This is a genomic window from Sphingobacterium kitahiroshimense (genome assembly GCF_025961315.1).
GTDB lineage: Bacteria > Bacteroidota > Bacteroidia > Sphingobacteriales > Sphingobacteriaceae > Sphingobacterium > Sphingobacterium anhuiense.
Genome location: NZ_JAOQNK010000001.1, coordinates 2,430,789 through 2,442,604, shown reverse-complemented (window position 1 = coordinate 2,442,604; position 11,816 = coordinate 2,430,789). Strand labels below are relative to the sequence as shown.

Genomic DNA, 11,816 nt, shown 5'->3' with positions numbered 1-11,816 from the left:
AGGTAAGGTAAGGTAAGGTAAGGTAAGGTAAGGTAAGGTAAGGTAAGGTAAGGTAAGGTAAGGTCATAAAAAAAACAGCAGACCTTGAAGGGACTGCTGTTTTTTTATAACCTGAATTTATTTCAGGATTTAATTAATTATTTTTTTGCTGGAGTTGCAGGAGCAGCTGTTGCAGAAATACCTAATTTTGTTTTTAAAGCAGGTGTTAAATCATCTCCGCCTTGGAAATAAGGAATGTTTGTGCTTGAGATATCAAAAACATAAGCAAATCCTTTTTCTTTAGATACAGCAGTAAGTGCATCTGATACTTTTCTATGAATAGGAGAAATCAACTCTTCTTCTTTTTTGTTTAATTCTTCTTGAGCAACACGTTGGTTTTCGTTGATACGAGTTTCAATATCGCGTAGTTCAGTACCTAATTTTTGTAATTCAACATCAACAGTCTCTTTGTTTGCTTCGCTTCTGTTACGTGCTTTATCATTTGCTTCTTTTTGTTTCGTTTGATACATCGCATACATATCTTGAAGCTCTTTCGTTTTTCCGTCGCTTAAAGTTTTCAATTGGCCTTCCGCTGTTTTGAATTCTGGTGTTGCCTGAATTACTTCAGCTAAATTAACGTGACCAATTTTTTGTTGTGCCTGAGCTAACTGAGTAGCGAAAATAACTGCTACAAATGCAATAGCACCTTTAAATAAATTTCTCATTCTTTTCATTTTAATCTTAAATCGTCTCTTCAAATTATAATGAGACAAATTTTTGTGTTTCTAATTTAATACTTACTACTACTGGTATTTGTTCTCGCAATATTAATAAACTAATATTTAGTTTGCAAGTGCTGAATTAGGTTTTAATCCTAATTTAATAATGACGTCATTACTTTTATCCAATTTTGGATTTGCATATAGGAATGTTACTTCTTGACCTCTATCCAATACAAGATCGAATCCTTGCGCTTGTGCTATATCTTGAATTGCTTTGGACACGCGTTGTTGTATAGGTTGAACCAGTTGCTGACGTTGTTTAAATAACTCGCCTTCAAAACCAAATTTTTGTTTTTGATAATCTTTTACTTCTTTTTCTTTTTTCACGATTTCATCTTCGCGACGTCTGCGCATATCTTCATTTAGTAAAACTTGATCATTCTGATAAGCTTTATACATTTTTTCTATTTCAGCATATTGTTGATCTACCTCTTGTTGCCATTTTTGAGAAAGATCATCTAACTGTTTTTGTGCGGCTGTATATTCAGGGATATGCTTTAAAATATATTCTGAATTAACATAGGCAAAATTTTGTGCAAAAGTAGCTGATATGGTAACTACGACAAATGCTATTACTAAAACTATTTTTTTCATATTCTCTGAAAGTTTTATAGACTATAATATATTATTTAACACTAATTTACTTTAAGACCATGGATAAACCCAATAGTTTAATTTGGGAAAATCATCTCCAGTAAACTTACTGCCCAAAAATAATAAAAAAGAAGCAATCTATGCGATATTTTTCGGGTTTAACACTATTTAACTTGTTTGCCCTTTTTCCTTCATGTTATGAGTAGTATAGATTCTAGTGATTAATGATGATTTGATGAATTATCATTTTTTTTTGTTGGAACTTTTATTGAAATATTATCAATGATATGTAGCATTTAATGCGTGTTTTTTATTTGTTCCGTTAAATTAGTAGTATCACTTATAATCGTTTTTTATAGGTGCTTTTTCGAGGGGGTTATAATCGAGTTGCTGGATGTGAGTATGGTATTTTATACTTTTGGCATAGGAGATGAAACGCGTTTTTAGAATAATTGAAAACTTAGTGTTTAAAACAAACTTCTCAACCCTTTTAGGAATTGGTGGTAAAAAGAAAGGCTTTCACAATGGTGAAAGCCTTTCTTTTTATTTTGATAGTACCTGAGGGTTGGATAAATCCAGCGATTAAAACCCGCCCATATTTTGCATGATACTGAATGTGAAATTTTGTTTCCACTGGCTACTTTGTAAACCTGGGATCGGATCAAATGCGTGACCGTAATCGATACCTAACATACCAAATATAGGTAAGAAGATACGTGCACCAACACCCGCTGCGCGTCTTACTTTAAATGGATTGTATTCAGAGAATTTGTTCCAAGTATTACCAGCTTCAGCAAAAGCTAATACAAAGACTGTTGCTTGTTCATTTAACATGACAGGATGTCTCAATTCCATTTGGTACTTGGTGTAAATTGGACTACCTGAACGCATAGCGATATTAACGTTTTGTGTTCCTTCTGGAATAATGGAACCATTTGCATAGCCACGCATCGCGATGATTTCAGATCCCTGTAGGAAATCAAATCCTTGCATACCGTCACCACCTAGTTTGAAGCGCTCAAATGTAGAGATTCCTGTTTTGTTGGAGTAGCTACCTAAGAAACCGAACTGTGCCTGTGCTTTGAACACCAATTTACCAGCAATCTTTGCATACCATTGTGAATCAAATTTCCATTTGTGGTATTCAGTCCATTTGTATTTAACTTCCGGTGCAGATGTTTCGTAGTTAATTTTGTTAAACAATGAATATGGAGGCGTAAGTTGTACTGAAAACTTTAGATTAGACCCTGAAGTAGGGTAAATCGGTGCATCAATCGTATTACGGCTGATTTCCTGTGTTAAGTTAATGTTGTAAGCAGTACCGTTGTCAAACAAGAAATAGTTTGAATAGTTCTGTAATTTGTAACGTTGGAACGAAAGGGAAGTATTTACCTGGAACCAGTTGTCTGGCCATTGTACACGCTTACCTAATGTTGCGGTAACACCAGTCATCCAGATACGGTTAAGATCTGAATCTTTTACCATCTGCTCTCCTGTATAGTAGTTAAAACCTCCGTAAGAAGAGCTTGATGTATATGCGCTAAGACCAAAATAAATTGGTTTTTTACCGCCTAACCAAGGTTCTGAGAATGAGAAACTATAAGATTGGTAACGTTTACCTGAAGTTTGTCCACGAACACTCAATTTTTGTCCATCACCGCGTGGTAGTGGTTTCCAAGAGCTCTTATCAAAGAAGTTACTTGTCGAGAAGTTATTGAACGTTAAACCTAAGGTACCGATAATTTGTCCAGCACCGTAACCGCCTGATAGTTCAACTTGATCGGAAGGTTTTTCTGTAACGTTATAAACGATATCTACGGTTCCTTCAGCATGGTTAATATTTTCTGGAACTGGATTTGTTTTCTGTTCGTCAAAATTACCCAACTGTGCAATTTCACGAACAGAAGTCATGATAGCTTCTTTTGAAAATTTTTGACCTGGTTTTGTACGAATAGATCTTAATACTACGCGATCATTGGTCACGTCATTTCCTTTTACTATAATATTGTTGATGGTGAACTGTGCACCTTCATATACGCGTAAATTTAAATCAATTGTATCGTTATAAATACGCGTTTGTTCAGGATCAATTGAGAATGTCAAATAACCATCATTCATATACAGAGAAGAAATATCATCACTATTTCTTCCTCCACCCATCAATTTAGTCGTTAATTTTTCTTCACTAAAAATATCACCTTTACGGATTCCTAAAATTCTATTTAAAACTGTGTCTGTATATTTTGCGTTTCCTGACCATTTAATATTACCAACATAATATTTAGGGCCTTCATACACATCGATATTGACTAAGACATTTTTATCATCAACTTTAATTACGGAATCTTGGATAATTTCGGCATCGCGGAAACCTTTGTTTTGCATTTTCGCAACTAAGGTTTCTTTTGCTTCTTTATATTTTTCTTCTTTGAATTTTCCAGGTCCAAAAATACGGAACCAAGCTTTTTGCTTAACCCCTTTTAAGTTCTTACGAAGCTGTTTTTGTGTGAATTCCTTATTTCCGGTAAATGTTATCTTTTTAACACGAACTTTATTTTTACGGTCAACATCAGCAATTAATATCTCATTATTAGCTTGAGTAGTATCTTTAATAGTACTAATCTTAATTTCTGGATATAAATAAGCTTTCTCTCTTAAAAAACGTTGAATTGTATTGCGTGTTGTATTGATCAAGTTTTCATTGACAACTTTACCTGCGTTATCTTTTAATCTTTTACGAACTTCCTCTGTTTGACTTTTACTTAAACCGTTAATGTCTATACGGGTTAATCGAGGTCTTTCGTTAACACGAATGTTTAGAAAAATAGTTTCACCTTCTATTTTTTCAGCCCATAATTGGACATCATCAAAAAGTCCTTGTGCCATCATCACTTTCACGACATTTGATGTGGCCTCACTAGGAACTTCAATATATTGGCCAACGACAAGTTTGGAGATGGTAATTAATACATTGTTGTCAAGATGCTGCGTTCCCGAAACAGTAACACCACCAATAATATAGTCTTTAGGGGATAAATAACTTATCTGGTCGGGGTCATTCAGGTTTATAGCAGTTCCATTCACTTGAGCTTGTGCGAATTGTGGTTGGGTACATGCTAAAAATAATATAACAAATAGTATGCGCTTCATTTATAAATTTTTATTGATGCTAAAGTACACCAATCAGTTGTTAATTTTTGTTAATTAAGAAAAATTTAAGAACCAGCAGATATGAAGGTTTAAAATCAGTCAGCAAAGTTACTAATAAAGATTAGATCTGTTCACTTGTTTTTCCAAATCTTCTTTCTCGCTTTTGATAGTCAAGAATTGCCTTAAAAAGGTCTTCTTGTTCAAATTCAGGCCACATCTTATCTAGGAAACAGAATTCAGCATAAGCAATCTGCCATAAAAGAAAATTACTAATTCGATATTCTCCGCTTGTTCGGATTAATAAATCTGGGTTTGGTAAGTTTGAAGTGTAGAGATTTTCCTGAAATACCTCGGTTGTTATATTCTCAATTTTCAGATCTCCTTTAACAACTTTTTCTGCTATTTTTTTTGTTGCTTGGACGATTTCCTCCTGCGAACTATAACTTAATGCTAATGTTAGTATACATTTATCATTGCCGGCAGTTAAATTCATTGTTTCCTGCAATTTTTCTTGACAATTTTTAGGGAGCTTAGATAGATCTCCAATTGCATTTAAACGAACACCGTTTTTTTGGAAAGTTTTCACTTCTTTTTTTAACGAAGATACCAGCAACTCCATTAACGCTATTACTTCTAGTTTGGGTCTATTCCAGTTTTCTGTTGAAAAAGCATACAAAGTAAGGTGTTTTACGCCAACCTGTAAAGTTGCTTCTAGTGCCTCTCTTACAGCTTTTACTCCGCTTTGATGACCAAAAATCCGTAATTTTCCTTTTTCTTTTGCCCATCTTCCATTGCCGTCCATAATAATAGCAATATGTTGAGGAAGATTGTTTTTGTCAATATGATCTATTATGCTCATTTTCTATTTCTTTACTTCTGCCTATCTCACGATTGGTAAAAACATTTATTTCTAAATATATGCTACAAGTGTATCGTTTTTTCGTAAGATAGTTGTTGAAATTGGCCTGATGCCTGTTTTAATTTCAATCGTGTATACTTATTTTAATTTCGTTGTATACAAACTACCACTGCAATTAAATTATTAAATTAGTGTGAAGTGCTACGTCAGATTTCCTTGTATCAGGTGTGATTTTCATTTGAAAAATGTAATTTCCTAATATCCTCAAGAAATTGCGCTTGCCATTAAGCAATTTTTTCTTCATTAATTTTTAAGTATTGCTGCATAAGGATAACTTATATTAACCAGATTCTTTAAAATATCGTGCGGTAAATATAAATCTTTTTGACGAATAGCGGATTACAAATTCATGTTAACGCTAATAATTTCTTACATCTAAGCCCCAAAGTAGTTTCTCCCGGAGTGTTTCAAAATAGCTTTCACCTTCTAATCTGATTAAATTAATATAGAATGGCGCTTTAGTTATTTTTAGTTTGACATTACTTTCTATTGTTTCATTTTTAGAATCGCAGCTCAATATATATTTTTCGGAACGACTTTCAATTTCTAATGCTAATTCAAATTCAGATGATATAACTACTGGACGAACATTTAAATTGTGTGGTGAAATTGGGGTAATTACGAAATTGCCACTTCCAGGCATAATGATAGGTCCTCCGCAACTTAATGAATATGCCGTAGATCCTGTTGGTGTCGCGATAATTAGACCATCGGCCCAATAGGAGTTTAAAAGTTCGCCATTTAAGTACGCATTTACTGTGATCATTGCAGAACTATCATATCTAAAAACGGTAATATCATTCAAGGCATAATTACTGTTTCCGCCAAATAATTCTCTGTCAGGCGATTCTACGGCTAGTAATGCTCTTTTTTGTATTTTATAGTTTTTAGCTAGAATTTGATCAATTGAAGGTTCAAAATCTGTTTTATTTATGGATGCTAAGAAACCTAATCTTCCGAAATTTATGCCTGCAATAGGGATTCCGGAATTATGGATTAGTGATACTGCTGATAACATAGTTCCATCACCACCCAGGCTTAACATAAAATCTGTGTCTTTTGGCAGATTCTCATTAGAGCTGTAAGTGGAGAAGGTTTTATTACAGTCAAATTGTTTTTGTAGAAAAGTATAAAAGCTGTCGTAGATCCAAATCTCAACATTTTTCCCATTTAAATATTCCAGTAAATGCTTTACATGGGGAATAACTGAAGGACTAAATTCTCTACCATAAATTGCTATTCTCATATTGTACAGTATTTTTTATTCTAGCAGTAATGATTGCATTATTTTGCCAAAGATGAGAAAAAACTAGCGTATTGCTAAATATTGATGTAATTCATGAGTTGTTGGTAACGATCTTCTAAATCATCAAATTCTTGCAGTGTATTGAAAGATGCAATGACTTTATAATTTTGTCGTGCGAAGGAAGATAGTAGAGAAGCGATGTTTGACTTATTTACTTTCATTGTCACAAGCAATGTTGCATTTTCAGGGACTGTTTTTGTTGAACAGTTTAAAATTTGAGCATTTTCTGCTTCAACTAGATGTGCTATTTTAGATAAAGAAAAATCATGTATTCCAATTTCTAAGGTAATAATTGCTCCTATATCATTTAGTGATTGCAATACTGAAATCGTTTTTACCAACTCTAAAGAAGTCAATACTCCTTCAAATTTATTGTTTTCATCTAACACAGGTAAAGTACTTATGTTATAAGCTGTCATTAAACGGATCGCATCGTATGGATGTTGATTTGCCTTGATATAAATTGGGTCAGTTTTTAAATGAACAGAAGCAATTGTATTTTGATCATCAAGGGCATTCAGTAAATCATTTTGAGAAATAAATCCTAAATAATTATCACCATCAACAACAGGCAACAAATGAAATTGGAAATCTTCCATTCGATCTAAAGCAAAAGCAATTGTGTCAGATTGCTTTATCGTCGTGTTTTGTGAAAGAGGAATGTTCGCTATATACATATGGATAATTTATCTGTATACTATTGACCTTAAATTTAGTAAAATGTTTAAAGAAAACCTTTTTTATTAATAAAAAAGCTTTCTTGCATTAAAGGTCATTAAATTTTTACTTTAACTTTGCACAGTTTATATATTATTGATAATGGATTGTACAAATTTTATCTACTTTTACAAAAGTGCGATTTATATTTTGAATATATAATGAAGTTAAATCATAGTACTGAAATTTTATGAGTGAGGTTGCAAGTCGGAAATTTATTGAAGTTAGAGAAGTAATTCGCAAGAAAAGTCCCAAGTTGATAAAATGGATTCCATCTTTTTTATTAAAGTATTTGGAACGAACTATACATGAGGACGATATCAATGATATTATGACTCGGTTTTCGGACTTGAAAGGTTTGGATTTTGTTGATGCTTTAATTAAAGATCTAGGCGTTAATGTTGAGCTAAAAGGTGCGGCTAATATTCCGATTGATGAAAGCGTTATTTTTGCTTCAAATCATCCCTTAGGTGGATTAGATGGAATTGCTTTTATGCATGCTATTGGACAGTACCGTAAAGATGTTAAATTTTTAGTCAATGATATATTGATGAATGTCGGTAATCTTCAGCCGCTATTTATACCTGTAAATAAATTAGGGGGACAAGGAAAAAGTGGGATCGCCGCCATAGAGGAAGCTTACGCGTCTGATAGTGCTTTATTGGTATTTCCTGCGGGTTTAGTTTCTAGAAAACAGGGAGACGGAAGAATTGAAGATCTTGAATGGAAGAAAAGTTTTATAAATAAGGCAAAGAAATATAAAAAAGATATCGTACCTGTCTATATTGAGGGGAAAAACTCTAACTTTTTTTATAATTTTGCAAGGCTAAGACAGAAGATTGGCTTAAAGGCAAATTTGGAAATGCTTTATCTACCTGATGAAATGTTTTCTCAACGCAACCAAACTGTGACGATTGTTATTGGCAAAAAAATATCTTACACACATTTTGATCAATCTAAAGGCGAAAAAAAATGGGCTGAAGAGGTGAAGCGATTGGTTTACGGAATGTCTCAAGAAAAATAGAATTATGCAAGAAATTATTGCTCCTGTTGATAGAAAATTGTTAAAGGCAGAATTAGGTAAAGATGCTTTTATACGATATACCAACAATGGAAATAACGAAATATATTTGATTAACTATCATAATGCACCTAATGTGATGCGGGAGATAGGACGATTAAGAGAATTGACGTTTAGAGGTGCTGGTGGTGGAACTGGTTTATCAATTGATATTGATGAAAATGATACATGCGAAGATTGCTACGATCAATTGATTGCCTGGAATCCTGAAGAAGAAGAAGTTGTTGCAGGCTATCGTGTCATCAAATGTGCCAATGCTTCGGTAAAAGATGGTGTCCCAAATTTATCAACAGCTCATTATTTTCAGTTTTCCGAACGATTTAAAACGGATTATTTGCCCTATACAATTGAATTAGGCAGGTCTTTTGTCCAACCAAAATTTCAACCAGCAATTGATAACCGCAAAGGAATCTTTTCTTTAGATAATCTATGGGATGGATTAGGTGCATTAGTGATGATTAATCCAGATATTAAGTATCTTTTCGGTAAAGTGACCATGTATCCGCATTATAATAAAGAAGCCCGTGATTTGTTGCTTTATTTCATGGAGTATCACTTCCCTGATCATGAAAATTTAGTGGTACCAATCCCAAGTTTAAATTGTGAAAATGATTTTTCTAAATTTGAAGGTATTTTCGATGGATTAGATTATAAGGAGTCTTATAAATTATTAAATAGTAAGGTTCGTGCGTTGGGTGAGAATATTCCTCCTCTGATTAACACTTATATGAATCTATCTCCAACGATGAAATCGTTTGGGACAGCAATTAACGATGAGTTTGGTGAAGTTGAAGAAACAGGGATTTTGATCATTATTGACGATGTTTATCCTGTGAAAAAAGAAAGACATATGAATACTTTCGAACGTGATCGGGAGTATGGTAATAAAAAACCAAAGAGAGGCTAAGCCTCTCTTTTTTTGTAATTATTTTTTGCTTTAAGAATCTCTTCTTCTCGAAGAAGTTCTGTTTCTATTTTCAGATCTTGGACCGGATGACGTTCTTCTTCTATTTCCTCCAGGACTAGCGTTATTTGAACTTTGGCCATTTCTGGATGTAGATGATGGTCTGCCAGATTTCTTTGCTGTACCAGCTTTCTTTGGTGCTACACCTGAGATATGTAAAGCATAGGGATGCTTCTCAACTAAAGGGATCTCCATACGGATGGATTTTTGGATATCTAGTAAGAATGCATATTCTTCTTCGTCGCAGAATGAAATCGCTTGACCATCTTTACCTGCTCTACCTGTACGGCCTATTCGGTGTACATATGATTCTGGTATATTGGGTAAATCATAGTTGATTACAAATGCCAACTCATCTATATCAATACCACGTGCAGCGATATCGGTAGCAACCAGTACACGTAGTGTACGATCTTTGAAGTTTTTAAGGGCATTTTGACGGGCACTTTGAGATTTGTTTCCATGAATGGCCGCAGATTGAATATTCTTTTTTGCAAGATCTTTAACGATGCGATCTGCACCATGTTTAGTTTTAGAAAAAACTAACACGTGATTTATATTTTTCTCCTTTAAAACATGGATTAACAAATCTTTTTTATCGTTTTTCTTAACGTAATAAACTTCCTGTTGGATCTTTTCTGCAGTAGTAGATTCTGGAGTTACTTCAACCTTGATAGGATCAACAAGAATATGATTTGCTAATTTCTGAATCTCAGGTGGCATTGTTGCTGAGAAAAATAATGTTTGTCTTTTTTCAGGTATTATTTTAATTAGCTTCTTTACGTCATGGATAAATCCCATATCTAACATACGGTCAGCTTCATCTAAAACAAAAAATTCTAAATGTTTTAAATCGATATATCCTTGACCGTATAGATCTAGTAAGCGGCCTGGTGTAGCAATAAGCACATCAACACCTCTCTTCAAGGCATCACGTTGTGGTTGTTGTCCGACACCTCCAAAAACAACTAGACTTTTAAGTGGAAGATCTTTGGAGTATTGATTGAAATTTTCTTCAATTTGAATTGCTAGTTCACGTGTGGGTGTTAAAACTAATGCACGAATATTTTTTTTCGCAGTTTTAACTTTTGAATAACTTAACATTTGAAGTATAGGAATGGCAAAGGCAGCTGTTTTACCAGTACCTGTCTGAGCGCAACCTAATAAATCATTTTTTCTAAAAATAATAGGAATCGCCTGTTCCTGAATTGGGGTAGGAGTAGTATATCCAACAGCTTCCAATGCCTTAAGGATTGGTGCTATGAGTTTTAAATCTTGAAATTGCAATCTAATTTATTTATTTGTAAGCGACAAAGGTAGCTTAATTTTATGGATTGCAACTGAAATTTGTTGAAACATTTATTTTTAATATGATCTAAAAATATGATTAATACCTACTTATCCTCTTGAAATCCTTCAAAACTTGGGTCAACGATTTCTTTCCATTCTGGATGTTTTTTTATATACGCGTATACCAAAGGGCATAATGGAAAAAGGGTGTAATGATGTTCTTTCAGGTATTGTAATGTTTTTTCAATGACAGCAGTTGCTACTCCTTGACCCGCTAATTGAGGGTCGGATTCGGTATGAATGAGCCAAACTTTACTAGGTCTTTCTTTGAATGCGATAAAGGCTTGGTATTCTCCTATATGAAGTTCAAAATGATTTAATTGATCATTTTTAGTTAAAGGTAAGTTGATAAATTCTTCTTTCATGGTTTGTTATATTTTATATGGATATAATATCAATTGCATGCATATTGTTTTGACGGGTCGAATGATAATGGTGCTTCGGGTAGACAAATAATCTTATTTTTAGCATAAGAGTTTCCTGGTAGCACTACTGGCGATCTCAGTCTGTTATTCATCTTATTTTAGCATGCTTCTTCTAAACCCTTTATATTAATTTTTTTCATCTTGACCAAAGCTTCCATTGCTTTTGGATTTGAAATGAGCATATGAATTCTTTTAGGAATTATTTGCCAAGAAAAACCAAATTTGTCTTTTAGCCAGCCACACATATTTTCTTGACCTCCATTTGCGGTCAACATATTCCAATGGTGATCGATTTCTTGTTGATCTTCACATTCAACGACAAATGAGACAGCATCTGATGGTTTATATGATGGACCTCCGTTAAGTCCCATAAATCGAGTTTTGTTAATTTCAAAAATAACGACCAGAGAATTGGATGAGATGATTTTTCCATCTTTAAATACTGAACAGTAGAAGTTTGCTGCATCTTGGGCTTGACCATCAAACCATAAACAATTATAAATTGAATCTGTCATAACTATGGTTGGGTTAAAGTATTATATACCTAAA

At 33.6% G+C, this 11,816-nt stretch carries 11 protein-coding genes; 2 read left to right on the top strand and 9 right to left on the bottom strand.

Translation table 11 applies throughout. The annotated features are described in order from the left end of the window. Positions 1-137: 137 nt before the first annotated feature. From M2265_RS11045 to M2265_RS11020, 6 genes are all read right to left on the bottom strand, one after another. Complete coding sequence (locus M2265_RS11045; RefSeq protein WP_031287178.1) at positions 138-704, bottom strand: OmpH family outer membrane protein; 567 nt, start codon at positions 702-704, stop codon at positions 138-140. A gap of 117 nt (positions 705-821) precedes the next feature. Beyond that, positions 822-1,355, bottom strand: a complete 534-nt coding sequence (locus M2265_RS11040) for an OmpH family outer membrane protein (protein ID WP_132772033.1) — start codon at positions 1,353-1,355, stop codon at positions 822-824. Between the two features lie 582 nt (positions 1,356-1,937). Then, positions 1,938-4,505, bottom strand: a complete 2,568-nt coding sequence (gene bamA, locus M2265_RS11035; protein ID WP_132772032.1) for an outer membrane protein assembly factor BamA — start codon at positions 4,503-4,505, stop codon at positions 1,938-1,940. A gap of 121 nt (positions 4,506-4,626) precedes the next feature. Next, a complete protein-coding gene (locus M2265_RS11030) occupies positions 4,627-5,364 on the bottom strand; it encodes an isoprenyl transferase (RefSeq protein WP_132772031.1) in 738 nt (245 codons plus the stop codon). Between the two features lie 418 nt (positions 5,365-5,782). Then, positions 5,783-6,670: an NAD kinase gene (locus M2265_RS11025; protein WP_021188282.1), complete on the bottom strand. Its 888-nt coding sequence runs from the start codon at positions 6,668-6,670 to the stop codon at positions 5,783-5,785. 74 nt (positions 6,671-6,744) lie between these two features. After that, positions 6,745-7,407, bottom strand: coding sequence for a CBS domain-containing protein (locus M2265_RS11020; protein ID WP_132772030.1), 663 nt, complete (start codon positions 7,405-7,407; stop codon positions 6,745-6,747). Between the two features lie 230 nt (positions 7,408-7,637). Between M2265_RS11020 and M2265_RS11015 the strand changes: the two genes are divergently transcribed. Further along, a complete protein-coding gene (locus tag M2265_RS11015) occupies positions 7,638-8,471 on the top strand; it encodes a 1-acyl-sn-glycerol-3-phosphate acyltransferase (RefSeq protein ID WP_132772029.1) in 834 nt (277 codons plus the stop codon). Between the two features lie 4 nt (positions 8,472-8,475). Further along, positions 8,476-9,435: a GNAT family N-acetyltransferase gene (locus M2265_RS11010; RefSeq protein WP_021188280.1), complete on the top strand. Its 960-nt coding sequence runs from the start codon at positions 8,476-8,478 to the stop codon at positions 9,433-9,435. A gap of 30 nt (positions 9,436-9,465) precedes the next feature. Here M2265_RS11010 and M2265_RS11005 read toward each other — a convergent pair whose 3' ends face one another. From M2265_RS11005 to M2265_RS10995, 3 genes are all read right to left on the bottom strand, one after another. After that, entirely contained in the window at positions 9,466-10,779 is a 1,314-nt protein-coding gene (locus tag M2265_RS11005; RefSeq protein WP_021188279.1) for a DEAD/DEAH box helicase, read from the bottom strand. 107 nt (positions 10,780-10,886) lie between these two features. Further along, positions 10,887-11,207 carry a GNAT family N-acetyltransferase gene (locus tag M2265_RS11000; RefSeq protein WP_132772028.1) on the bottom strand — a complete coding sequence of 107 codons (321 nt, stop codon included), beginning with the start codon at positions 11,205-11,207 and terminating at the stop codon, positions 10,887-10,889. Between the two features lie 158 nt (positions 11,208-11,365). Continuing rightward, the gene (locus M2265_RS10995; protein WP_132772027.1) at positions 11,366-11,782 is read right to left on the bottom strand and encodes a VOC family protein; all 417 of its coding nucleotides are present in this window, start codon (positions 11,780-11,782) and stop codon (positions 11,366-11,368) included. Positions 11,783-11,816 lie beyond the last annotated feature (34 nt).

Excerpts from the sequence above, each read along its gene's own strand:
- M2265_RS11045 (WP_031287178.1), bottom strand. The coding sequence starts at position 704 with ATGAGAAATTTATTTAAAGGTGCTATTGCATTTGTAGCAGTTATTTTC.
- M2265_RS11040 (WP_132772033.1), bottom strand. The coding sequence starts at position 1,355 with ATGAAAAAAATAGTTTTAGTAATAGCATTTGTCGTAGTTACCATATCA.
- bamA (WP_132772032.1), bottom strand. The coding sequence starts at position 4,505 with ATGAAGCGCATACTATTTGTTATATTATTTTTAGCATGTACCCAACCA.
- M2265_RS11030 (WP_132772031.1), bottom strand. The coding sequence starts at position 5,364 with ATGAGCATAATAGATCATATTGACAAAAACAATCTTCCTCAACATATT.
- M2265_RS11025 (WP_021188282.1), bottom strand. The coding sequence starts at position 6,670 with ATGAGAATAGCAATTTATGGTAGAGAATTTAGTCCTTCAGTTATTCCC.
- M2265_RS11020 (WP_132772030.1), bottom strand. The coding sequence starts at position 7,407 with ATGTATATAGCGAACATTCCTCTTTCACAAAACACGACGATAAAGCAA.
- M2265_RS11015 (WP_132772029.1), top strand. The coding sequence starts at position 7,638 with ATGAGTGAGGTTGCAAGTCGGAAATTTATTGAAGTTAGAGAAGTAATT.
- M2265_RS11010 (WP_021188280.1), top strand. The coding sequence starts at position 8,476 with ATGCAAGAAATTATTGCTCCTGTTGATAGAAAATTGTTAAAGGCAGAA.
- M2265_RS11000 (WP_132772028.1), bottom strand. The coding sequence starts at position 11,207 with ATGAAAGAAGAATTTATCAACTTACCTTTAACTAAAAATGATCAATTA.
- M2265_RS10995 (WP_132772027.1), bottom strand. The coding sequence starts at position 11,782 with ATGACAGATTCAATTTATAATTGTTTATGGTTTGATGGTCAAGCCCAA.